Below are 24,424 nucleotides of genomic sequence, written 5' to 3'. Positions count from 1 at the left end.
CACTCCTTCCTTCCAGGAGCCGTCCCGTGAATCAGTCTGCCGAGAACGACAACCAGACCCCGACGGGCGCGGTCAGCCTCGCCCAGTCCTCCCCCACCGTCGGCACGTTCCGTGAGCGGGACGGCGCCCTGGAGTGGAGCGGACGCCAGGAGACCCTGCGGATCGAGCCGTGGGGTCCCGACGCGGTCCGGGTCCGCGCCCGCCTGGGCGGCCCCCTCCTCGACGGGCTGCCGGGCGCCCTGCTCGACGAGGTGGAGAGCACCGAGAGCAGTGTCAAGATCGAGCAGGGGCAGGGGCGGCTGACGGTCGGCGCGCTCACCGCCGAGGTCAGCGCCGAGGGCCTCATCCGGTTCACGCGCACCGCCGACGGCCACGAACTGCTGTCGGAGGAGCGCGCCCACTTCTGGTGGCCGGGCTCGCGCCTCTACACGGCGGTCGGCAACGGCCACCACCGGCTGGAGCAGCGGTTCGCCGCGTACGACGACGAGAAGCTGTACGGACTGGGCCAGCACCAGCACGGGCGGCTGGACCAGAAGGGACTGGTCCTCGACCTGGTGCAGCGCAACGCCGAGGTGGGCATCCCGGTGCTGACCTCCAGCCGCGGCTACACCCTGCTGTGGAACAACCCGGCGATCGGCCGGGTGGAGCTCGCGGGCAACGGGACGCGCTGGGTGGCGGACTCGGCCCGGCAGATCGACTACTGGATCACGGCGGGTGAACCGGCCGACGCGCAGCGCCGCTACAGCGCGGTGACGGGCCGTACGCCGATGCTCCCGGAGTGGGCGGCGGGGTTCTGGCAGTGCAAGCTGCGCTACCGCACCCAGGACGAACTCCTCGCCGTGGCACGGGAGTACAAGCGCCGGGGCCTGCCGATCGATGTGATCGTGTGCGACTTCTTCCACTGGACGCACCTCGGGGAGTGGAAGTTCGACCCGCGCGAGTGGCCCGACCCGGCGGCCCTGGTGGCGGAACTGGCCGGGATGGGCATCAAGCTCGTGGTGTCGGTGTGGCCGTCGGTGTCACCGCTGTCGGAGAACCACCCGGTGATGGACCAGCGCGGCTTGTTCATCGGCACGCAGTACGGTCCGACGGCCCACGCCGACTGGCCCGACAAGGAGGTCGCCTCCACCGTCCAGGTCGCCTTCTACGACGCGACGAACCCCGAGGCCCGGGAGTTCGTGTGGGCGCGGGTGCGGGAGAACTACCTGGAGCCGTACGGGATCACGGCGTTCTGGCTGGACGCCTGCGAGCCGGAGCTGAAGCCGGGCTTCCAGGAGAACCTGCGGTACTGGGCGGGCCCCGGGCTGGAGGTCGGCAACCTCTACCCGGCGGAGAACGCCCGCACCTTCTACGAGGGCCTGAAGGCGGCCGGCGAGGACGAGATCGTCTCCCTCAACCGCTCGGCCTGGGCGGGCAGCCAGCGGTACGGGGCCGCCCTGTGGTCCGGTGACATCGGCACCGACTTCCCGACCCTGCGCCGGCAGATCGCGGCGGGCCTCAACACGGCGCTGTCGGGCATCCCCTGGTGGAACACCGACATCGGCGGCTTCCACGGGGGCGACCCGGACGACCCGGCGTACCGGGAGGTGATGGTCCGCTGGTTCCAGTTCGGCGCGTTCTCCCCGCTGATGCGGCTGCACGGCTTCCGCGAGCCCGGCATGCCGCTGGGCCCGGAGATGACCGGCGGCCCCAACGAGGTCTGGTCGTACGGCGAGGAGGCCGGCGCAATCCTGGAGCGGTACCTGCGGCTGCGCGAGCGCATCAAGCCGTACGTCCTGCGTGTCATGCGGGAGGCCCATGAGGACGGTCTGCCCGTCATGCGCCCGCTGTTCCTGGAGTTCCCCGGGGACGAGCGGGCCTGGTCGGTCGACGACGCGTACCTGTTCGGCCGGGACGTGCTGGTCGCGCCGGTGCTGGAGGCGGGTGCGACGACCTGGACGACGTACCTCCCGGCGGGCGCCCGCTGGACCGACGCGTGGACCGGGCAGACCTACGACGGGGGCACGTCCGTCACCGTGGACGCGCCGCTGGAGCGCATCCCGGTGTTCCTGCGGGACGGGGCGGTGCTGCCGGTCGCCGAGTAGGCGGGCGGCGGCCGTTCGAACGCCGGGTCTACGCTAGGGCGCCACGGCCATCCCGTGATCTTCAGGGGGTGCGCGCGACCCTGAACGAGCGGAGACGACAGGACATGAACAGCCGTACGGGAGACCCCCGCCGGGTGCGCGGGGGACGGCCGGGCCGCAGGGGCGGGCCCCCGCGCGGACCGTTGCACCGGACGCGGACGACGATACGGACCACCGGCGGCGCCCCTGTGGAGGTGCCGCCGGCGGTCGCCCCGCCGGCGCCGGTGGCGTCCGGGGGCTTCCTGCCGGGGCCCGCGCGGCACGTCGCGGTGTGGAGCACGCTGACGCTGCTCGTCACCGGTGTCGTCGCGGTGGGGGTGTGGATCTGCGTGACGTTCCAGACGGCGGTCACGCCGGTGCTGCTCGCGCTGCTCGGCACGGCGCTGCTCGGGCCGTTCTACCGGCGGCTGGTGGCGATGCGGTTCAACAAGTCCCTCGCAGCCGGGCTGACGTGCGCGGCCGTGGTCGTGGTGATGGGCGGCGCCGCCTACATCGTGGTGGCGGCGCTCATCGACACCGGTGACCAGATCATCGCCTCGCTGCGGGACGCGGCGCAGTCGCTGAGCGACGAGTTCGGGCTGGCCGGGACGTCGCTGGACGACCTCGCGAAGAACGCCAAGGAGCTGCTGTCGAAGTTCGGCGGGACGGCGGCCTCCGGGGTGCTCACCGGGGTCAGCGCGGTCAGCTCGTTCGTCGCGATGGCGATCCTGGCGCTGCTGCTGATGTTCTTTTTCCTGCGCGACTCGGACAAGGCGGTCGCCTCGCTGCACTCCCTCGCGCCGCGCGGCAGTGGGGAGACGCTGGAGGTGATGGCCCGGCGCGCCTTCCAGGCGATCGAGGGCTTCATGCGGGGCACGACGATCATCGCCTTCATCGACGGCGTCTGCATCGCCGTCGGTCTGCTGATCCTCCAGGTGCCCGGCGCTGTCGGTCTGGGCGCGCTGGTGTTCGTCGGCGCGTACATCCCCTACCTCGGCGCGTTCCTGTCGGGCGCGGTGGCCATCCTGGTGGCGTTCGCCGACCGGGGCCTGGTGACGGCGCTGTGGGCGGTCGGTGTGGTGTTCGCGGTGCAGATCCTGGAGGGCAACGTGCTCCAGCCGATGATCCACAGCCGGACCGTGCAGATGCACCCGGCGGCGATCCTGCTGGCGCTCACCGCGGGCGCCTCCATCGCCGGCGTCCTCGGCATGCTGCTGTCGGTGCCGCTGACGGCGGCGGCGTTCGGCGTGCTGTCGGAGCTGCGGTCCCGGTACGCGGAGGGGGGGTGACCGCGCCGTACCCCCGCAGCCGAGGGGGATCGCCGGAACGGCAGGATGACCACCGGCGCCCGTGCCACCGCGGGCGGGCGCCGATCCCGTCCTCACCCGGAAGGAACACGCCGTGTCCGCCACTCCCCTCCCCCTGACCCTGGCCAACCTGTTACTCCGGCCGGCGCTCGGTTCCCGGCGCGACCCGGACCGGGTCCTCGACCGGATCCTCACCGGGGCCGGGCAGGCGGAGGGTGACGAGGGGTTCGTCGACGGGTTCCGGCTCCTGCTGCGGGAGTGGGCGCGGGACGAGGGACTCTCCCCCGTCGGCTGGCAGTCCGCGCAGGCGCACGTGCGCCGGCACCTCACCAACCGGGCCCGGATCCGGCGGCTGATCACCGAGCACCCGGCGATCGAGGAGGAGCCCGTCGAGCGGCCGGTGTTCGTCGTGGGCCTGCCGCGCACCGCCACCACCCTCACCCACGGTGTGCTCTCCCTCTCGGGCGACCACCGCTGTCCCCGGCTCTGGGAGCTGCTCGCCCCGGGTCTCGAACCGTCGCCCGAGCAGCGGCGGAAGGCGGTCACGTCGGCGCGCCGGATGCTCGCCGGCACCCATCTGCTCGCCCCGCGCTTCCGTGAGATCCACCCCATGACCGCCGAGGGCCCGGAGGAGTGCACGTTCCTCCTGCCGCACGCCCTGGTGCCGCTGTCCCAGGCCCATCTGCCGGAGTACCACTCCTGGAACTTCGAGCGGGACTTCGTCCCCGACTACCGCCACCTGAAGCAGGCCCTCCAGGTGCTCCAGTACGGCCGTCCGCGCCGCCGCTGGATCCTGAAGTCGCCCTTCCACACCGGCAACCTCGACGCGCTGCACTCGGTGTTCCCGGACGCCACGCTCGTGTGGACGCACCGCGACCCGGCGACCGCCGTCGCCTCGTTCTGCAGCCTGGTCGAGGTGGGCATGGTCCTCTCCCGCCGCACCGTGGACCTGCACCGTCTGGGCGCCACCTGGCTCGACCTGCTGAGCCGCTCGGTACGGCGCGGTCTCGCGGCCCGCGCCGCCCTGCCGCGCGAGGCGGTGGTGGACGTGCCGTACTCCTGGCTGGGCTCCGACCCGGCGTCGGGCGCCCCGAGGCTGTACGACGCGGTCGGCGCCCGCTGGACCGACGCCGACGCCGCCCGACTCCCCGAGGTCGCCACGGGCCTCAAGGGCCACCGCCCCCACCGGTACGACCTGGCCCGCTACGGGCTGACCCGCGAGGACGTGGCGGCGGTGTTCACCGAGTACGACGCACTGCGGGCGGAGGTCGACCGGGCCTGAGGCCGGTGTGCTCCGGTCCCCTGCCCGGACGGGAAGGGCCCCTGCCCACCGGCGGTCGCCGGTGGGCAGGGGCCCTCGGGGGTCCCGGGTGCGTGCGGCCGGTGCCAGTGCCCCGTCAGGCAACGTTCGCCCCGTCGCGACGCCCGGCACGCACTCCCGCCGCACCGGGCACGAGCCCAAGTACATCCAGCCCGGCACGCCGAGAGCACGCACCGAACGCCGCTCCTCGACGGGCAGCCGTCACCTGCCGCGGCACTAACCGACGACGCGGCCCAGTTCGACGCGGTCGATGTTCGGGGCCCAGGCGCCCGCGTTGCCGAGGGTCACCTTGTTGGCGCCCTTCCTGAGGTCGACGGGGACGCCGACGGTCCAGTAGTCGTCCCAGCTCCAGGTGTTCTTGAACGTCACCTTCTTCGCCGCTCCGGTCCCCACGGTGATGTCGGCCGTGCGGGACATGATGTCGGTGTTGTAGGCGTGGCCGTTGTCGCGGCGGTCGTTGTGGGCGTAGTGGACGACCAGCACGTAGCGGCCGGCGGTGGGCGCGTCCACGGTGAACTCGGCGGTGCTGCCGGCGCCGTTGCCGAGCCAGCCGATGTAGGAGCCGGCGGAGGCGTGCGCCGAGTCGACCAGCCTGGCCCCGCCGGCGAGGGTCGCCGCGGCGCCGTCGTAGGAGAGGGTGCCGTCGGTCGAGCCGTCGCCGGACACGTCGAGCGAGCGCACGGCGGAGTGCCGGGCGGTCGTCTCGATCCGGTTGTTGCCCGCGACGAGGTACAGCTTCAGCGGACGGCCGGGCACCGCCGCCACCGTCTGCCCGTGCAGGGCGAGCCGTACCGGCGCCGACGCCCGGGGCACCACCCGGTAGTAGCCGTCGCGCGGGGCGTACACGTCGAAGACCGCCCTGTCGCCGGGGCGGAGGACGAGGGCGCCGGTGCCGACGCCGGCCGACGAGGAGTAGTCGTACGACGGCCTGCCGCTGATGTCGGCGAGGGTGGCCTCGTAGGAGGCGGCGGGCGGCGCGGTGCGGGCGGTGAGGTCGATCCGGTCGAGGGTGACCTCGGCGGCTCCCTTGGCGAGGGTCAGGGTGTGGGTGCCGGCCGACAGCTCCACGCGGACGTCCTTCTTGGCGCGGTAGGTCCAGTTCTCGGTGGAGGGGTAGGTGACCGTGACCGGGTCGCCGCCGTCGACGGACAGCTTCTGGGTGGCGGGGCCGCCGGACTGGTTGCCGTAGAGGATCGCCAGGTCGTACGTGCCGTCCTCGGGGACGGTCACCGTGAAGTCGATCTTGCTGCCCGCCTGGTTGAGGGAGCCGACGTCCTTGGTGCCGGAGGCGGCGTAGCCGTTGGCATTGCTCACGGTGCCCTGGGTGTAGACCCTGCCGTCGGTGATGGCGGCGTCCTCGGCCTCGTGGGACGAGGTCCAGGGCACGGTGGGGGCGGTCGGGGTGCCGGTGCCGCCGGGGGTGAGGACGATCCGGTAGGCGGACATCTTGTGCAGCCCGCGCAGCGGGACGGTCACCGTGCCGTCGGCGGCGACCCGGACCTTCGTGCGGCTCAGGACGCGGGGGGCGGCGTGCTGCCCCTCGTAGCCGGACCATGCGGCCTCGGCCACGGTCGCGGTGACCGTACGGCCGAAGAGGGACCGGGGAACCTCGCGGACGACGACGTCCGTGTCGCCGTCCGAGCCGCCCAGCAGCACCTGGGCCTGGCGGCGGGAGGGGTCGAGGGAGGCGAGGCCCTGGAGGGTGTCGATGGTGTTCGCCTGCGGCGGGGTGACCTTCACGGTGTCGCCGGTGAGGCCCGCGTACCAGCGGAAGAACCACCAGCCACCGTTGGGGATGTTGGAGCGGACGACGTTGCCGTCCATGTTCCCGGCGGCGTCCCAGTACGCCTGGTTGGCGTACACCTTGTTCCTCTCGAACATCGAGACCCACTGCACGAGCTGGCCGGGGACGGACAGGTCGCGCCGGTTGGCGTACTCATCGATGTTGATCTTCAGTGGGGCGATACCCAACTCCCGCTCCAGGGAACGGTAGTCGTCGTAGTGGCCCTGGAAGTCGCGGAGCGAGCCGGAGCCCAGTTCGTGCCAGGTCATGATCTGGGGCAGGACGTCCTCGCGCTGGGCGAAGGCGAGGAAGTCCCTCAGCAGCCGCGTGTGGTACGCGGCCTCGTTGGGGCCGGCGATCCGCGCGTCGGGGTCGATGGCGCGGATGCGCCGGTACACGGTCTTCCAGTCCTGGAAGAACCGGTCACGGTTCTTCTCGTACTGGGCCTGGTCGGCGACGTCGAGCTTGTACCAGATCTGGTCCGGCTCGTTGAAGGGGATGTAGACGAAGCGGTCGCTGTTCGGGGCGGCCGCGATCTCCGTGGCGATCCGGTCGACCTTGGGGAGGTAGTCGTCGATGCCGAGGTCCTCGTAGGGCCACTTGGCGTAGATGTCCTGCATCATCACGTTGATCTCGCCGCCGCCGTTGCGGAAGAACGACTTCGAGACGGTCAGCGCGTCGCCGTTGGGGTGCTGGGCGCCGCCCTCGGGCTTCTGCGAGATGCTGGTGATCTTCAGGGGGGCGAGGGCGGCGTCGCTGGGCACCCCGTCGTCGCTGAGGCCGTACAGCGCGCCGTTGGCGCCCAGCATGACGGGTCCCTCGGAGGCGGAGAGGTCGACGGTGAGGCGCTGCGGGTCCGCGGCGGCGGCCGCGGGGGCCCCGGTCGCGGGAAGGGTGCCTGCCATGGCGGTGACTCCAAGTACTGCGGTGACCAGGGCTGTTCGCGCCCGGGACCTGATGCGGGATCTTTCACGGGCTGGCGTGCGGGTGGGGGTGATCACGCGGTCGGACCTCCGGTCATTTGACGGCTCCACTGGTGATTCCGGACACGATCTTTCGTTGGCCGACGAGGAACACGGCGACCATCGGCAGGCTCATCACCACGACGTACGCGAAGACGAGATGCCAGTTGTTGAGGTAGAGCTGGGCGCTCGCCACCTTGTAGAGGTTCAGCGGGAGGGTCGCCCGGTCGCCGCCGCCGAGGACGAAGAAGGCGTAGAAGACGTCGCTCCAGGCGTAGAGCGTCACCATGATCGTCGCGGTGGCGATGACGGGCCGCAGGAGCGGCAGGGCGATCCGGCCGAAGATCCGGGCCGGGCCGGCCCCGTCGATCCGGGCGGCCTCCTCCAGTTCCGTCGGGATGGCGCGGATGAACCCGGTCATGAAGAAGATCGACGTGGACAGGTACATCCCGGTGTACACGGCGATCATTCCGGGCCGGGTGCCCGCGAGCCCGAGCTGGCGCAGCTCCATCACGACGGTGATCACGGCGGGCGGCAGCAGCAGTCCGCTGACGCACAGCGCGTACGCCGCCGAGACCAGCCGGGACGCGCGGCGCGCGAACACCCAGGCGGCACCCGCGCCGAGGACGAGCACGAGCACCACCGAAGGGACCACGACCAGCAAGGAGTTGAGGAGGCCGCGCAGCATCTCGCCCTGGCCGACCGCGTCCGCGTAGTTGGCGCCCGGCTGCCATCGCGCGGGTGGGCCAGGGCGGGGAGAGCTCTTCTGTGCATGAACGTGCCTTTCGAGAAGGGGTGGTTCAGGGCAGAGAGGGATCACGGGGACGGGACGGCTGGACGCGAACGGGACGCTGGGCGCGAACGGGCGGACGGGCGGACGGGCGCGGGCGGACGGGGCCGCGGTGGAGGTGCGGACCGCCGGGCGGGTACGGCTCGGGCCGCGGCGGGGCTTCGGCGCCGGGGTGAACGGTCAGGTGTGTGCGGGCGGCGCCCCCGTGCTCTCCCGGACCACCAGCTCCGGTACGGAGACACGGTGCGGGGCGATCGGGGCGGACTGCTCCAGGACGCCGTGCAGCAGGGCGAACGCGGCCCGGCCGAGGCCGGTGAAGTCCAGGCGCACGGTCGTCAGGGACGGGGTCAGATAGGCGGAGTGCGGGGCGTCGTCGAAGCCGGCCACGCTGACATCGCCGGGTACGGACCGGCCGTTCTCGTGCAGGGCGCGGAGCACGCCGAGCGCCAGGTCGTCGTTGCCGCAGAGGATCGCCGTCACCGACGGGTCCTCCGCCAGCTTCCGGCCGGCGCGGTGACCGCCCGCCGGGCCCCAGTTCCCCTGCACCGGGCGCGGTTCGGGCGCGCCCGCCTCCCGGAGCGCCTGCCGCCAGCCGGTGGTGCGGGCGCTGGTGCGGCGGGTGCTGGACGGGATGGCGACGTAGTGCACGGTCTCGTGGCCGAGGGAGAGCAGATGGCGGGTGACCGCGTGGGCGGCCTCGCGGTCGTCGGTCCACACCCAGGGGCGGTCGCCTCCGGGCGCGGTGGCCGGGGTCTCGACGACGCCGACGACGGGCAGGTCGGCGGGCACGGCGGCCAGGGCGCCGACCCCGGCCGGGTCGTAGGCGATCACGATCAGCCCGCCGCCCGCGTCCGCCGCCCGCTGCACCTCGGCGGCGACGGCCGTCTCCTCCGCCGACTCAAGGACGCCGATCCCCACCGCGTACGACGCCGCGCGGGCGGCCTCCTCGATGCCCTGGAGGATCGAGGCGTAGCCGTAGTGGGTGGTGTTGGAGGTCAGCACGGTCACCGCGCGACTGCGGCCGCTGGCCAGGGCCAGGGCGGTCGCGTTGCGGCGGAAGCCCAGCTCGTCGATGGCCGCCAGCACCCGCTCCCGGGTGGACTGCTTGACGCTGGGGTGGCCGTTGATCACCCGGGAGACGGTCTGGTACGAGACCCCGGCGGCGGTCGCCACGTCCCGGATGCTCGCGGGGCGCCTTGTGTGACCGGTCACATTCATGCCAGGATTGTGACCGGTCACACTGGGGGCGTCAAGAGAACGCACCGAGGGACGCACACGAGCGGCCGTCTCCGGCGAGGTGCCGGGACGGCGTGTGCGAGCGGGGCGGCTCAGAAGGGGCAGCGACTTGACCGGTACGACGGGCCACACGGCGGGCGGCTCCAACTCTGCTTCTCCGGCCTTCAGTTGGGGGCATCCGGCGCTGGGTGCGCAGTTCGCCGCGGCGGCGGACGGCACCCTGCGTCTGGTCCGGCTGGGCCCGGCCGGGGCCGCCGTCGACCCCGAGGTCGCCCTCCCCCTCGTGGAGGTGACGGCGGTCGGGCACGGCAGCGGGTGGTCGGGCCCCCGGTTCACCGGTACCGCCCTCGGGGCGCGGCTCGGGTACCGGGGGCACCGGGACACCGGCGCTTCCGGGTGGGCGCGGCTGACCATCGAACTCCACGACCCGGAAACGGCGTTGACCGCCTTCGTCGAGCTGGCCTCCCCGACCGGGCTGCCGGTGCTCCGCTCCCGGGTGCGGCTGCGCAACGACGGCTCGCGGCCCCTGGTCGTGCAGTCCGTCAGCAGCCTCCTCCTCGGCGGGCTGCCCGCCCCCGACGTCCTCGACGTGCACCGGGCCCGCAACGACTGGCTGGCCGAGTGCCGTTGGTACACCGAGCCGCTGCGCGACACCGTCGCCGACATCAGCGTCGACGCCCACCAGCACGACAGCCGGGCCGCGCTCACCCTCACCGGGCGCGGCAGCTGGCCCACCGACGGCCATCTGCCGATGGGGGCGCTGACGGAGCGGGGCGGCGACCGGGCCTGGGTGTGGCAGGTCGAGTCACCGGCCGGCTGGCGCTGGGACCTGGGCGAACGCGCGCACGGCACGTACCTCGCGGTGAACGGCCCCACGGACGCCGCGCACCAGTGGCGGGTGCGGCTGGCGCCGGGCGAGGAGTTCACCACGGTGTGGGCGGCGGTGGCGACGGGGTCGGCGGGCACGGCGCAGGGTGCTGCCGGCCGGGCGCCCGGCACGGCACCTGTGGCCGGCCCCGGCGCGAGGGGCCGCGCGACGGAGGGCGGCGCCGGGCACGGCTCGCCGGGCGGCGCGCCCGAAGCCGGCCTCGGCACCGGCACCGGCTCCGGTGCCGGCTCGACGGCGGCCCCGGCAGTCCGTCCGGCCGGCGGCCCGGCGGAGGCTTCGGCAGCCCGGTCGGGAGGTGGCTCGGCGCTCGACGCGGCGTGGGCGGCCATGACCGCGTACCGGCGGGCCGTGCGACGGCCGCATCCGGACCACGGCGCGCTGCCCGTCGTCTTCAACGACTACATGAACACGCTGATGGGCGACCCGACCACCGGGAAGCTGCTGCCGCTGATCGACGCCGCGGCGCGCGCCGGCGCGGAGTACTTCTGCATCGACTCCGGCTGGTACGACGACACCGTGGACGGCGGCTGGTGGGACGGCGTCGGCGCGTGGCTGCCCTCGGCGCGCCGCTTCCCCGACGGCGGCATCGAGGCCGTGCTGGACCGCATCCGGGAGCACGGCATGGTGCCGGGGCTGTGGCTGGAGCCGGAGGTCGTCGGCGTGCACAGCCCGGTCGCCTCGGCGCTCCCCCCGGACGCCTTCTTCCAGCGGGACGGCGTCCGGATCACCGAGCAGGGCCGCCACCAGCTCGACCTGCGCCACCCCGCCGCCCGCGCGCACCTCGACGGCACGGTGGACCGGATCGTCGGCGACTGGGGCGTGGGCTATCTGAAGCTGGACTACAACATCGTCGTCGACCCGGGCACGTGCGCCCCCGGCGACCTCTCCCCCGGCGCCGGGCTCCTCGGCCACGCCCACGCCTACCTGGAGTGGCTGTCCGGCGTCCTGGACCGCCACCCCGGGCTCGTCGTCGAGAACTGCGCCTCCGGGGGCATGCGGATGGACGGTGCCACCCTGGCCGTGGCCCAGCTCCAGTCCGTCAGCGACCAGCAGGACCCGCTGCGCTTCCCGGCGATCGCCGCCGCCGCGCCGACGGCGGTCCCGCCGGAGCAGGGCGCCGTCTGGGCGTACCCGCAGCCCGGGTTCGACGACGACCTGATCGGGTTCACCCTCGGCGGCGCGCTCCTCGGCCGCATCCACCTCTCGGGCCATCTGAACCGCATGTCGGAGCGACAGCTCGGTCTCGTCCGGGACGCCGTGGACACCTACAAGGCGATCCGCGGGGACCTGGCGCGGGCCGTGCCCTTCTGGCCACTCGGTCTGCCGGGGTGGACGGACGCGTGGCTGGCGCTGGGGCTGCGGGTGCCGGACGGGCCGTCGTACGTGTCGGTGTGGCGGCGCGGCGGGGAGGCGGAACGGGCGCTGCCGGTCGGGCACCTGGCGGGCCGTGACGTGCGTGCGCAGATCCTGCATCCGTCGGCGGAATGCGGCGGCTCGGCGGTCTGGGACCGGGACGGGCACGTGCTGCGGGTGTCGCTGCCGCGCACACCGGCCGCCGTGCTGGTCCGCCTCCGTGCCGGGACCGGCTGAACGGCCGTCGCCCGTCGGACCCGTGCGAGGGCGGACGGGCCCGGGCCGGGGCCGTGTGGGGGTCCGGCACCGGCTCGGGCGGACGGCTCAGCTGCTGCTGACGGTCAGGTTGTTGGTCTGGAAGTTCAGGCCGCCGGACGACGAGGTGATCTCGAAGCCGAACTGCACGTCACCGATGGTCTCGTTGCCCATCCAGCCCTTGGTGTCCTTGAGCCACTTCAGGACGGGCAGGATCTGGACCGAGCCGGACGTGGAGTCCGCGGTCCGCAGGAAGGAGAAGACGTCCCAGTACGTGCCGTCGTTCCGGTACACCCGGCCCTTGTAGACGTTCCAGTTGTGGCCGCCGAGCGTGACGTTGCCCTGGTAGTCGCCGAGCGCGCCGACCGCGCCGTTGTAGTTGACCCAGAGCATGATCTCGTAGTCGTAGTCGGTGTCCCAGACGTCGTACGAGGTGTTGTACGCGCCCGAGGACGGGACCGTGACGTTGTAGTTGCTGTTGAGCGAACCGAGCGAGGTGATCGTCTTGTTGATCACCTTCTTGGAGTTGGGGTACGACTTGATGCCGCCGGTGTTGGGGTGGTCGGCCCAGACACCCCAGTTGGTACCGGAGTTGGCCCAGATGCACTGGCTGCCGGCGCCGCCGCCCCAGATGTTGTTGTAGAGCGTGTAGCCGCCCAGGCTGGTGTTGCCCCACTGGTCACAGCTGTTCCAGACGGCGGCGGAGGCGGGGGCGGCGGCGAGACCGACGGTGGCGCCGAGCGCGAGCGTGGGGGCGAGCAGGGCCTTGCCGATCCTGCTCAGGGTGCGGGTGCGTAGTGCCATGGCTTTCCTTCCATGGGTGGGGGGATGTGCGGGGAGTTCCACCACGTCCCTGTGGGGGGCGTGGGCTTCCCCGGCGAGCGGTCGCAGCGGTGCGCGCCGGGGGAAGTCTCGGAGCCGGTCATGGCTTGAGCACCGCCGCCCCGTACCGACCGAGGGACAGCGAGCCGGTGACCGTCGTGCCCGTGAGGAGGTCGCGGTGGGTGCCCGGCACGTCGACGGTGACCTCGTCGCGGCCGTGGTTGAGCAGGAAGAGGACCTCTCCCCTGCGCACCGCCTCGACCCCGTCGGGCAGCCCGTCGAGCACCGGCCGCACCCCGGCGCCGTCGGCGATCCGGGTCAGCAGCGCGCGCAGCCAGGCCGGTTCGGGCAGCGTGGAGAGGTACCAGGCGCGCCCCTTGCGCAGCACCGCCGGAAGCCCGTCGAGTTCACCGCCCCGGTAGGCGATCACCTCGTCCGCGTCGGCCGCCTCCAGTTCCTCGGACCACAGCGTGCCCCGGAAGCCGTCGCAGCGGACGTCCTCCCCGGCGTCCAGCGGCCACCACTCGTGCAGGGTGCGGATGCCGAGGAGGTCGCGGAGCCGGGCGTCCATGCCGCCGGGCCGGACCCGGTCGTCCTCGTCGGCGACCCCGGTCAGGAAGCCGCAGACGAGGGTGCCGCCGCCGCGGACATGGGCGACGAGGTTGTCGACGGCCGTGTCCGTGAGGAGGTAGAGCTGGGGGACGACGACGAGCCGGTACGCCGACAGGTCGTGCTCGGGGTGGGCGAAGGCGGTGGTGAGGTGGGCCTCCCACAGGGCGCGGTGCCAGTCCCGGACGACCTGGGGGAGGTCCACCTCGGACGACAGGCGGCCGTCCTGCGCGCCGGCCCACCAGGAGTTCCAGTCGAACAGCACGGCGACGTCGGCGGTGAGGGGACGGCCGGACACCTCGGCGCCGATCGCGGCGAGGTCGGCGCCGAGCCGCTTGACCTCCTGGAAGGTGCGGCCCTGCTCGCCCGCGTGGCCGACCATCCCGGAGTGGAACTTCTCCGCGCCCTGCCGGGACTGCCGCCACTGGAAGTAGCAGACGGCGTCGGCGCCGCGGGCGACCGCCTGGAGGGACCAGAGGCGGTTCAGGCCCCGGGGCTTGGGGTGGTTCACGCCCCGCCAGTTGACGGGTCCGGCGGCCTGCTCCATGAGCATCCAGGGACCGCCGCCCGCCTGCGAGCGGGTCATGTCCTGGACGAGCGCGCCGTGCTGGGCGCCCAGCGGGTCACGCGGGTCCGGGTAGAGGTCGACCGAGACGACGTCCTCCTCCTCGGCCCAGCGCCACGTGTCCTGGCCCGCCCACAGCGGCATGAAGTTGGTGGTGACCGGGATGTGGGGAGTGTGCCGGCGGACGATGTCCCGCTCCATCACGTAGCACTCCAGGAGCATGTCGCTCGTGAAGCGCTTGAAGTCCAGCACCTGGGTGGGGTTCCGCAGGTAGTGGGCGCGGCGCGGCGGGAGGATCTCGTGCCAGCCGTCGTAGCCCTGGCTCCAGAAGGCGGTTCCCCATGCCTCGTTGAGCGCGTCGAGGGTGCCGTACTTCCGGCGCAGCCAGTCGCGGAAGGTGGTCGCGGCCTCGTCGCCCCAGTCGTAGGTGCAGTACTCGTTGTTGATGTGCCACAGGGTGAGGGCGGGGTGGGAGCCGTAGCGGGCGGCGAGGTCCTCGGTGATGGCGGCGGCGTAGCGGCGGTAGACGGGGCTGGAGTGCGAGAAGTGCTGGCGGGAGCCCCACCACTCGATCTGCCCGTTCTCGTCGCGCGGAAGGGTCTCGGGGTGCAGGCGGCCCATCCACGGCGGCGGGGAGGAGGTGGGGGTGGCGAGGACGACCCCGACGCCGTGCTCGTGCATCAGGTCCATCAGGGTGTCCAGCCAGCCGAACTCGCGTGCCCCCGGCCGGGGTTCGAGCTTCGCCCAGGAGAAGACGCCGAGGGTGACGGAGTTGACGCCCGCATCCTTCATGAGGCGGACGTCCTCGTGCCAGACCTCCTCGGGCCACTGCTCGGGGTTGTAGTCGCCGCCGAAGAGGAGCCGGCCGCGGGTGGCGTCGGCGAGCGTGGGTCCGGTGGGCCGCCGCGTCATCGGACCGGGTCCCCGTACTGGATGCCGCGGCCGTTGGTCGCCACGTAGACGCGGCCGTACAGCCGGGGGTCGCCGGCGATGGCCTCGCCGGTCCAGCCCCACTGGTGGGCGTCGTCGTTGACGCGGGTCCACGTGCGCGCGCCGTCGTCGGAGCGCAGGACGGCGGTGAGGCTGTCGACGGCCCCGATCTGGTAGATCGCCGGGTAGGCGGCGCCGGGGGCGGCCTTGCCGAAGCCGAGGACGTGCGAGGCGCGGCAGCCGGCGACCTTGGTGAAGGAGGCCCCGCCGTCGGTGGACCGGTACAGGCCGTTCGTCTTGGTGCTCAGCCACAGGTCACCGGTGCGTCCCGGCGCGGCGGCCAGCTTGTACTGGCTGTCGCCCGAGGGCAGTCCGGTCGCGCCCGCGGTGAAGGAGCGGCCGCCGTCGGTGCTGGCGTACAGCGTTCCGGTGCCGGTGTCGTAGGCGTAGAAGCGCGTCGCGTCCGCCGGGTCGGCGACCGGGGTGGCGCCCTTGGGGAAGGAGGGCACCTCGGTCCAGGTCGCACCGCCGTCGGTGGAGCGGTGGGCCGGGTGTCTCGTGCCGTCCCAGTGGACGAAGGACCAGATCAGCACGGTGGCGTCGGCGCTGACGGCGATCGGCCCCGGCGCGTCCTTGGCCAGGGCCGGCTGGCTCCCGAAGGGCTTCCAGGTCCGGCCGCCGTCGGTCGAGGAGGCGCCGTTGCCGTGGTCGCCCCACCCGGTGCGGACCACGTACGACGGCTTCCCCGCGGCCAGCGCGAGGCCCGTCGCCGACCCGAACACGGGGTTGGTCGCCATGCCGCGCGACGGGGACGCCGTGAGCCGCTCGTGGTACATCGTGCCGATGTCCCCGAGCCCGCTGATCAGGTGCGCCCGCCCGGTGGGCGGCGAGATCAGCTGGCGCACGGACGTCTCCTCCAGCCCTCGGACCCGGGGCGCCCAGTGCCTGAGGTCGCGGGTGCCGTAGAGGGTCGCGCCGGTGCCGTACACGACGTGCTGCGAGTCGTACGGGTCGAGCGCCCGGGCCTGGATCCACCAGCCGAACTTCGGCTGGTCCTCGCCCCACGTGAGGTAGGGGGTCTCGGACACGTCGAGGACGGCGGAGTCCTTGAGGGAGGTCCAGCCGTGGCCGCCGTCGGTGGAGCGGAACACCGTGTCGACGTCCGCCCAGCGGTTGTTGGTGGAGACGACGACGGTGCCGGGGCGGCGGGCGTCCACGGCGACCCCGCCGTAGCCGAAGGCGTCCGCGGAGCCGTCGGCCGTGGTGCCGCCGGGCTTCACCGGGGTGACGTCGGTCCATGTGCCGCTGGTGGTGCGCAGCTTGTGCACGCTGCCGTCGGACTGGCCGTTGGGGCCGGGGGCGTTGGCGTACGTCACGTACAGCTCGCGCGTGTGCCGGTCGTACGCGGCGCGGATCGGGACCTTGGCGAAGGCGCCGGCCGGCTGTCCGGGGACGGCCTCCCAGGTGGTGCCGTCGGTCGTGCGGTACAGGTTGGCGGTGGCGGAGGTGCCGTCGCCGTCGCCCCAGCCGGCGTAGAGGACGCGGCCGGCGGCGACGAGCAGGGTGACGCCCTGCCCGGTCGCGTTCGGCGTGGCCGGGAAGCCGGGGGCCTTCGCCCAGGTGGCGCCCCGGTCCGTCGACCTGAGGAGGCCGTCGTGCCGGGTGCCCAGCCACAGGGTGTCGCTGTCCCGGGGGTCGACGAGCAGGCGCTCGCCCGTGCCCCGGCCGTCCTCGTTGGCGCCGAGCTTGACGGTGAGGTCGCTGCGGGTCCAGGTGGCGCCGCGGTCGTCGGAGCGGAGGATCGCGCCGTTGCCGGCCCAGGGCTGGGTGTAGGTGCCGAGGGCGAGGTAGAGGCGGTTCGGGTGGGCGGGGTCGACGGCGATCGCCTCGACGCCGAGGAGGTTCCAGTCGTCCCAGCCGAGGTGGTCGGTCAGCGGGGTCCAGCGGGCCCTCCGGTCGTCCCAGCGGTAGGCGCCGCCGATGTCGGTGCGGGCATAGGCGAGGCCGCGCACGGAGGGGTGGAAGAGGACGCCGGTGATGAAGCCGGTGCCGCCGATCACGGCGGTGCGCCAGCGGTAGCCCTCGGCGGTGGGGCCCCTCCGGGCCTCGGTGGCGTGGGCCGGGGTGGTGAGTGCCGGGAGGGTGGTGAGGGCTGCTGCGGCTGTGGTCGCGGTGAGCAGGGTGCGGCGGCTCGGGTGGTGCGTGCGCATGACATACCTCGGTGGGGTGCGGGGAGGGGGTGTCCGTGGGGGGGGAGGGCGCCTGGGAGGCTCGGGCCGGTGGGCTGTGCCGGCGGCTGCGGGTCGTGTTCGGCCGGTCGCGCGGTTCCCCGCGCCCCTTGACGGGCTGCGCCCTTCGGCGGGCCGGGACCGCGCCGAGCCGGGCACCCGGCTGCTGGACCCGCCGTGCTCGGCCGGGTGACAGGCACGGCCGAACACGGCGGGGGTCTCTCGGGCGGCTCGGGTCAGCCTTTGATCGCGCCCGTGAGCATGCCCTTCTTGAAGTGCTTCTGAACGAAGGGCGACAGAACGGCGACCGGGAGCAGGGCCATCACCATGACGGCCATCTGGACGGCGAGCGGGGAGAGTTGGCCCGTGTTGATCTGGGCGGCGAGGCCGACGGGCCGTTCCTGCTTCTGGACGAGCTGGATCATGACGTTCTGCAGCGGCATCATGTCCTGGTCGGTGAGGTAGATGGACGCGTTGAACCAGGCGCTCCAGTAACCCACCGCGTAGAAGAGGGCGATGACCGCGAGGACCGCCCTCGACAGGGGCATCACGATCTTCCACAGGATGCGCCAGTCGCCGGCGCCGTCGATGCGGGCGCTGTCGATGAGTTCCGGGGAGATGCCCATGAAGAACGACCGCAGGACGAGGATGTTGAAGACGCTCACCGCGCTCGGGAGGATCAGCGCGAGATAGGTGTCCGTGAGGCCGAGGGCCTGGACCAGCAGATAGGTCGGGATCAGGCCCGCGCCGAAGAACATCGTCGCGAGCAGGGTCATCAGGATCCAGCGGTGGCCGAGGGAGCCCGTGCGGGAGAGCCCGTAGGCGCACAGCACCGAGACGGTCATGCTGAACAGGGTGCCGACGACGGTGACGCCGACGCTGACCAGCGCGGCCCGCTGCACCTGGCCGCCGCCGAGGAGTTCCTGGTAGGCGACGAAGGTGATGCCCCGGGGGACGACGACCAGGCCGCCCGCCTCGTCGATGGTCTTCTTCGTCTGGAGGCTGGTGACGACGACGATCCACAGGGGGAAGAGGATCGCGAAGCAGGCGAAGCCCAGGGCGATGCCCTTGCCCGCGAGTCCCGCCCTGGCGGGTTCCTCCTCCCAGACCGGGCGGGGCGGGGCGGCCCAGCGGCTCGGCCGGCCGGACGGCGCCCGCCGGCCGGCGGTCCCGGTCTCCTCATCCGCTGTGCCGAGGAGCGCGCTCATTTCTTGTACACCCCCTGCTCGCCCATGAGATGGGCGACCTTGTTGGCGGTCAGGACCAGTGCGAGGCCCACCACCCCCTTGATGAGTCCTGCCGCGGCGGCGTAGCTGAAGTCCTGGTTGCGGATGCCGTTCCACCACACATAGGTGTCGAGGACGTCGGATGCCTCCACCCCCACCGCCTGCCGTTGGAGGAGCAGTTGCTCGAAGCCGACGGTCAGGGCGTCGCCGACGCGCAGCACCAGCAGGAGGGCGATCACCGGGCGCAGGGCGGGCAGGGTGATGTGCCACATGCGCCGCCAGCGGCCCGCGCCGTCCATGGCGGCGGCCTCGTAGAGGTCGTGGGAGACGGAGGAGAGCGCGGCGAGGAAGACGATGATGCCCCAGCCGGCGTCCTTCCAGATCATCTCGACCGTGACCAGGTACTTGAAGGTCTCCGGGTTGGTCATCAGGTCGAAGCCGTCGACGCCGTGCTGGCGCAACGTCTGCGCGATGACGCCCGCCCCGCCGAAGATCTGCATGAAGACGGTGACGACGAGGACCCAGGAGAAGAAGTGCGGGAGGTACATGACCGCCTGGGCGACCGCCCGGACCCGTGGCCTGACGATGCTGTTGATGAGCAGCGCGAGCAGGATCGGGACGGGGAAGAACAGCACGAGCTGGAGGAAGAACAGCACGAACGTGTTCTGGACCGCGTGCCAGAAGTCCGAGTCGGCGAAGATCCGTTCGAACTGCTCGACGCCGACCCAGGGGCTCTGGAAGATGGCGACGAAGCCGTTGTCACTGAGGTAGGGGTCGTAGTCCTGGAAGGCGACCACGTTGCCGAGGATCGGTATGTAGTTGAAGACCAGGATCAGCAGGACCGCCGGCAGCGTCATCAGGAGCAGGGCGCGGTCACGCCGGAATCTCAGGCGGAGGCTGAGTCCGCCCGTACGCCGGTCGTCCTTGCGCGGGGGCCCGGTGGTGTCGTCGGACACCACCGGAGCCGTCCCTGACGTCTTCGCCTCGGCCCTCGGCCGGGGCACCGTGCTGTGGGACACGGCCTTCTCCTAGTCTCGGCCCCGGGTCAGTTCGCCGAACCGGTGTCGTCGAGCAGCTTCTTGTACCAGTCGCGCAGGTCGTCGCCGCCCTTGCTCTTCCAGTCGGACACCGCCTGCTGTACGTCACTGATCTTCTTGCGCCCGCGCACGACGTCGTCCTCCAACTGCTCGAAGTTGTCGGCGAGGTTGGCCCAGCGGTTGGGTTCGGTGACGGTCAGCCCGAAGAAGGAGGTCTTCTCGGTGAAGGCGCCCATGCGCTGCTGCCACTCGACGATGCCCCTGGTGACCTCGGGGAAGTCGGGGTAGGCGACGTACGGGGCGGGGTTGCCGGTGTAGTCGTAGGCGCCGTTGACCTCGTTGACGCCGGTGGTGGACTTCACCGGCATGCCCTTCTTCATGTCGTAGTCCGTGCCCTCGACGCCGTAGGCGGTGAGCATGAACTCCTTGGTGCCGTAGGGCGCGGCGCAGTAGTTGCAGAGGGCGAGGAAGTCCTTGATCTGCTGCTCGGTCGCCTTCTTGCTGACGAAGGTGAAGATGTTGGCGGGCTGCACCGCCCACAGGGTGGGGTCACCGCCGTCGGCGCCGAAGATGTCGAACGCGGCCATGTCGAAGTCGGACTTCTGGGTGGCCTGTTCGGAGACCGAGCCCCACCATGCGGAGATGTTGTCGTTGAAGACCAGGGACTGGCCTGCGGTGAACCGGTTGCGGGCGTTGCCGCCCGCCTTGCCGGAGACGGCGTCCGGGTGGACCACGCGGGCCGCGTAGAGCTTGCGGGTCCACTCCAGGGCTTCGAGGTACTCGTCGGTCTCGACGCGGTTGACCAGTTTGCCGTCGACCATGTTCCACCACAGCGCCTTGTCGCTGCCGGGGAAGACGCCGTAGAAGTTGAACGCCGACCACTTCATGTCGTCGCAGGCCCAGATCTTCGACTTGGCGTCGGTGGCCTCCTTCGCCCAGGACAGGAACTCCTCGGGGCTGGTCGGGACGGTGTAGCCCTTCTTGTCGAAGAGGTCCCGGCGGTACATGGGCGCGATGTCCGTGACGTACGAGGCGGGCATCGGGACCGCGCGCAGCCGGCCGCCGAAGATGCCGCGCTGCCAGGCCTCGCTGGGCACGGCCGCGAGGTTCGGGTACGCCTTGACCTTGTCGCCGGAGATGTACGGGCCGAGGTCGGCGAACTTCGCGTTGACGGCGCTGGGTATCTTGCCCATCAGGTTCCAGCCGGGCACGACGACCACGTCGGGGATGTCGGTGGAGGCGAGGACCGCGCCGAGCTTCTGGTCGTAGGTGACGCCGTCCTGGTTCTGCCAGGTCACCTCGACCCCCACGGCCTCGTTCATCGCCGCGTAGTACGGGTTGTCGCCCTTCGGCGGTGTCCCCCAGAACGGGGCCATGACCTTCAGTCCGCCGCCGCTGCCCAGCTTCTTCGGGACCGAGGTCTTCAGCTCGGCCGTGGGGATCGCCTTGGTGAAACCGGCTGCCGAGCCGTTCTTCGCAGGGATGTCGGGCGCCACGACGTTCGACGCGACGAACGTCGGGAGGATCTTCTTGGCGTCCTTGCCCGACGTCGTGCCCTCCTTGCGGCCTTCCTGCGAGCCGCCGCAGGCGGACAGCAGGGGAACGCCTCCCGCCACGACGGCGGTGGCGACCGCCGTGGAGGCGAGGAAGCTTCTCCGGCTCGGGGCGGAGGGGGCGGCGGAGTTCGGCGTCATTGCGTCAACCCTTCATGGCGCACACCAGGACACCCGGCGGTGGCCGTCGGCTGCGGTGTCTCGAGCGGGACCGGCTGTGCTGAAGCGATGGAACCCATGACCGGCGAAGGGAGAGGGAGGCGAACGAAGCGGTCCCTTCGCAGTCGAAGCGCTTCGATGTTGCTGCGAGGTTAAGTGAACGACCGGGGGTGCACAAGGGTCGATTCCCAGATTCCCGGAGGTACGGACCACTGACGTGCTTCTCGAACCCGCCCTGTATGACGGCGAGGAAACGGATCTGTTGCACCTTGGTCTCTTGACACCCACCCCACCGTCGAATCAGCATCGAAGCGCTTCGAAAGGCCCGTGCCGCTCCATCGCAAAGGGATCCCCACGTGACCGCTCAGACGCCGCCCGTGCCGCCGTTCCGTGATCCGCAGCTGCCGGTCGCGAAGCGCATCGACGACCTGCTCCAGCGGCTCACGCCGGACGAGAGGATCGCGTTCCTGCACCAGTTCGCGCCCGCCGTCGACCGCCTCGGGGTGGCCGCGTTCCGCACCGGCCAGGAGGCCCTGCACGGCGTCGCCTGGATGGGCCCGGCGACGGTGTTCCCGCAGGCCGTCGGTCTCGGCGCCACCTGGAACGAGGACCTCGTCCGCCGGGTCGGCGAGGCGGTCTCCACGGAGGTCCGCGCCATGCGGGCGCGCGACGACCGCGTCGGCCTCAACGTCTGGTCGCCGACGGTGAACCTCCTGCGCCACCCCCTGTGGGGCCGCAACGAGGAGGGCTACTCCGAGGACCCGGCGCTGACCTCCGCGATCGCGACCGCGTACACCCGGGGCCTGCGCGGCGACCACCCCACGTACTGGCGCACCGCGCCCGTCCTGAAGCACTGGCTGGCCCACAACAACGAGACCGACCGCTCCGAGACGTCCTCCTCGGTGCGCCCGCGCGTCCTGCACGAGTACGACCTGCGGGCCTTCCGCCCGACCATCGAGGCGGGCGCGGTCGCCGGCGTGATGCCCGCGTACAACCTGGTCAACGGCCGCCCCAACCACGTCTCCCCCTACCTGGCGGAGCAGCTGCGCACCTGGACCGACGAGCCGCTGCTGGTCTGCTCCGACGCGGGCGCCCCGTCCAACCTGGTCGACTCCGAGCACTACTTCGACACCCACGAGGAGGCGACCGCCGCCTCGCTGCGCGCCGGCGTCGACAGCTTCACCGACCACGGCACCGACAACTCGACGATGATCGGCAGGATCCGGGGAGCCCTCGACCGGGGCCTGCTGACCGAGGACGACATCGACGAGGCGGTCCGCCGCCAGCTCTCCGTCCGCTTCCGGCTCGGCGAGTTCGACCCCGGCGCCGACCCCTACGCCGACGTGAAGGACTTCGACACCCCGGCCCACCGGGCCCTGGCCCGGGAGGCCGCCGAGCAGGCGATCGTCCTGCTGAAGAACGACGGCGGTCTGCTGCCGCTCGCCGAGGACGCCCGGATCGCCGTCGTCGGCCTGCTCGCAGACGAGTGCAAGCTCGACTGGTACAGCGGCACCCTCATCCACCGCTCGACCCCACTGGAGGGCCTCCACGACCGGTTCGGCGCCGAGCGCGTGACGTTCGCGGAGGGCGTGGACCGGGTGAGGCTGCGCACGGCGGACGGCGCGTACCTGGCCGTCCCGGAGTCCGGCGGCACCGCCGACGAGTCGCGCGGCGCGGAGGGCGCCCTGGACCCGGCGCTCCTCGCGGGCCGCACGGACCTGCCCCCGCTCACCACCGACCCGACCGGCACCGAGCTGGCCCTGGTCGACTGGGGCGGGGGTGTCCTCACCCTCCGCGCCCCGGACGGCCGTTACCTCTCGGTCGCCGAGGACGGCCGGGTCCGCGCCGCGGCCGACCAGCCGGGCGGCTGGGTGGTCCAGGAGACGTTCCGGCTGGAACCGCACGAGAACGGTCACCTCCTCAGGCACACGGGGACGGGCCGGTACGTCACTGTCGCCGCCGACGGCGTGCAGGTTGCCGACGGGAATCCGGAGGTCTTCGACCTCGTCGTGGTGCGGCCCGGCGAGGAGGAGGTGGCGGAGGCCGCAGCCGGGGCCGACGTGGTGGTCGTGGTCGCGGGCAACGACCCGCACATCAACGGCCGCGAGACCGAGGACCGCACCACCCTCGCCCTGCCCGCCCACCAGGAGCGCCTGCTGCGGGCGGCCCGCGCCGCCAACCCGAACACGGTCCTGGTCCTGGTCTCGGCCTATCCGTACGCCGTCGACCCGGCCGATCTGCCGGCCGTCCTGTGGACCGCGCACGGCGGCCAGGCCGCAGGCACCGCCCTGGCCCGCGTCCTCGCCGGTGACGTCTCCCCCGCCGGCCGCCTCCCGCAGACCTGGTACGCCTCCGACGCGGACCTGCCCGACCTCCTCGACTACGACGTGATCGGCGGCCGCCAGACGTACCTCTACTTCGAGGGCGAACCGCTGTTCCCGTTCGGCCACGGCCTGTCGTACGCGGACTTCGCGTACGGGAACCTCGACGCCCGCGTGGGGCCGGGACCGGGCGGCGGGGGCGAGCTGACGGTGTCCTTCACGGTCACCAACACCGGCACGGTGACCGCCGACGAGGTCGCCCAGCTCTACGTCCGCGCCGTGCGGCCCTCCGTCCCGCGCCCGCGCCGCGAGCTGGTCGGCCACCGCCGCGTCACCCTCGCCCCCGGCGCCGCGACCGAGCTGGCCTTCCGGCTGCCGCTGTCCGTCCTGGAGTTCTGGGACGTGGCGCACGGCACCCCGCGGCTGGAGCCGGGCGCCTACGAGGTGCTGGCCGGCGCGTCCAGCGAGGACGTCCGCCTCCGGACGACCGTCGAGGTCGAGGGCGAGCCGTCCATGCCGCGCCCGGTGCGCGAACGCGGCCTGAACGCGGCGGACTTCGACGAGCAGCGCGGCACGGAGATCGTCGACCGTACGAAGGTGTCGGGCGACGCGGTGACCCCGCTGGGCGGCGCCTCGGGCGAACTGGTCTTCAACGGCTGCGACTTCGGGCCGGGCGTCACCGGGGTGTCGGTCGAGGTGGCGGGCCGGGGAAGCGTGGAGTTCTCCCTCGTCGGCGGCCCGGTGCTGGCGACCCTGGCGCTGGACACCCCCACCGCGGACCCGTACACGTACACGACCCTCCGGGCCGCCGTCGCCGCCGGCGGCGTGCACGACGTCCGCCTCACACTGCGCGGCCCGCTGCGGCTCGCGCGTGTCGGCTTCTCCGGTTGAGGGTCCGGAAGCAGGCCGACACAGAAGGGGCCCGGCACCGGAAGGCATCGGTGCCGGGCCCCTTCGTCCCGGGATCTGACCCCAG

Annotated in this window: 13 protein-coding genes and 1 pseudogene; 5 read left to right on the top strand and 9 right to left on the bottom strand. The window is 72.4% G+C overall.

Annotation, left to right across the window (positions count from 1 at the left end; all coding sequences use genetic code 11):
• Positions 1–26: 26 nt before the first annotated feature.
• From GSY65_RS27210 to GSY65_RS27200, 3 genes are all read left to right on the top strand, one after another.
• The gene (locus tag GSY65_RS27210) at positions 27–2,084 is read left to right on the top strand and encodes a glycoside hydrolase family 31 protein (RefSeq protein WP_159773566.1); all 2,058 of its coding nucleotides are present in this window, start codon (positions 27–29) and stop codon (positions 2,082–2,084) included.
• Positions 2,085–2,188: 104 nt separating this feature from the next.
• The gene (locus GSY65_RS27205) at positions 2,189–3,391 is read left to right on the top strand and encodes an AI-2E family transporter (RefSeq protein ID WP_236580082.1); all 1,203 of its coding nucleotides are present in this window, start codon (positions 2,189–2,191) and stop codon (positions 3,389–3,391) included.
• A 112-nt stretch (positions 3,392–3,503) separates the two neighbouring features.
• Positions 3,504–4,691, top strand: a complete 1,188-nt coding sequence (locus GSY65_RS27200; protein WP_159773565.1) for a sulfotransferase family protein — start codon at positions 3,504–3,506, stop codon at positions 4,689–4,691.
• 255 nt (positions 4,692–4,946) lie between these two features.
• Here GSY65_RS27200 and GSY65_RS27195 read toward each other — a convergent pair whose 3' ends face one another.
• The 3 genes and pseudogenes from GSY65_RS27195 to GSY65_RS27185 form a co-directional block, all read right to left on the bottom strand.
• Positions 4,947–7,418, bottom strand: coding sequence for a CBM35 domain-containing protein (locus GSY65_RS27195; RefSeq protein WP_159773564.1), 2,472 nt, complete (start codon positions 7,416–7,418; stop codon positions 4,947–4,949).
• A gap of 112 nt (positions 7,419–7,530) precedes the next feature.
• Positions 7,531–8,217: pseudogene (locus tag GSY65_RS27190) on the bottom strand (carbohydrate ABC transporter permease); the annotation flags it as partial.
• Positions 8,218–8,445: 228 nt separating this feature from the next.
• A complete protein-coding gene (locus tag GSY65_RS27185; protein ID WP_201452684.1) occupies positions 8,446–9,483 on the bottom strand; it encodes a LacI family DNA-binding transcriptional regulator in 1,038 nt (345 codons plus the stop codon).
• A 127-nt stretch (positions 9,484–9,610) separates the two neighbouring features.
• Here GSY65_RS27185 and GSY65_RS34075 point away from each other — a divergent pair, with 127 nt between their 5' ends.
• Complete coding sequence (locus GSY65_RS34075; protein ID WP_236580078.1) at positions 9,611–11,980, top strand: alpha-galactosidase; 2,370 nt, start codon at positions 9,611–9,613, stop codon at positions 11,978–11,980.
• Between the two features lie 87 nt (positions 11,981–12,067).
• On the opposite strand, the gene GSY65_RS27170 is transcribed toward GSY65_RS34075, so the two are convergent.
• From GSY65_RS27170 to GSY65_RS27145, 6 genes are all read right to left on the bottom strand, one after another.
• Positions 12,068–12,802 (bottom strand): glycoside hydrolase family 12 protein, encoded by a 735-nt coding sequence (locus GSY65_RS27170; RefSeq protein WP_159773562.1) that lies wholly within the window; start codon positions 12,800–12,802, stop codon positions 12,068–12,070.
• Positions 12,803–12,920: 118 nt separating this feature from the next.
• Entirely contained in the window at positions 12,921–14,906 is a 1,986-nt protein-coding gene (locus tag GSY65_RS27165) for a beta-galactosidase (RefSeq protein ID WP_159773561.1), read from the bottom strand.
• Entirely contained in the window at positions 14,903–17,134 is a 2,232-nt protein-coding gene (locus GSY65_RS27160) for a sialidase family protein (protein ID WP_159773559.1), read from the bottom strand. The genes GSY65_RS27165 and GSY65_RS27160 overlap by 4 nt, the downstream gene beginning before the upstream one ends.
• Positions 17,135–17,388: 254 nt before the next feature.
• Positions 17,389–18,360 carry a carbohydrate ABC transporter permease gene (locus tag GSY65_RS27155; protein WP_159773557.1) on the bottom strand — a complete coding sequence of 324 codons (972 nt, stop codon included), beginning with the start codon at positions 18,358–18,360 and terminating at the stop codon, positions 17,389–17,391.
• Positions 18,357–19,397, bottom strand: coding sequence for an ABC transporter permease (locus GSY65_RS27150; RefSeq protein WP_159773555.1), 1,041 nt, complete (start codon positions 19,395–19,397; stop codon positions 18,357–18,359). The genes GSY65_RS27155 and GSY65_RS27150 overlap by 4 nt, the downstream gene beginning before the upstream one ends.
• A gap of 26 nt (positions 19,398–19,423) precedes the next feature.
• Positions 19,424–21,109 carry an extracellular solute-binding protein gene (locus tag GSY65_RS27145; RefSeq protein WP_159773553.1) on the bottom strand — a complete coding sequence of 562 codons (1,686 nt, stop codon included), beginning with the start codon at positions 21,107–21,109 and terminating at the stop codon, positions 19,424–19,426.
• Between the two features lie 374 nt (positions 21,110–21,483).
• Between GSY65_RS27145 and GSY65_RS27140 the strand changes: the two genes are divergently transcribed.
• Positions 21,484–24,339, top strand: coding sequence for a glycoside hydrolase family 3 C-terminal domain-containing protein (locus tag GSY65_RS27140; RefSeq protein ID WP_159773551.1), 2,856 nt, complete (start codon positions 21,484–21,486; stop codon positions 24,337–24,339).
• Positions 24,340–24,424: the final 85 nt, after the last annotated feature.

The sequence above is a fragment of the Streptomyces sp. HM190 genome (assembly GCF_009857135.1).
Lineage (GTDB): Bacteria > Actinomycetota > Actinomycetes > Streptomycetales > Streptomycetaceae > Streptomyces > Streptomyces heilongjiangensis.
The sequence above is the reverse complement of the archived record's forward strand: the minus strand, read 5'-3'. Positions and strand labels throughout refer to the sequence as shown.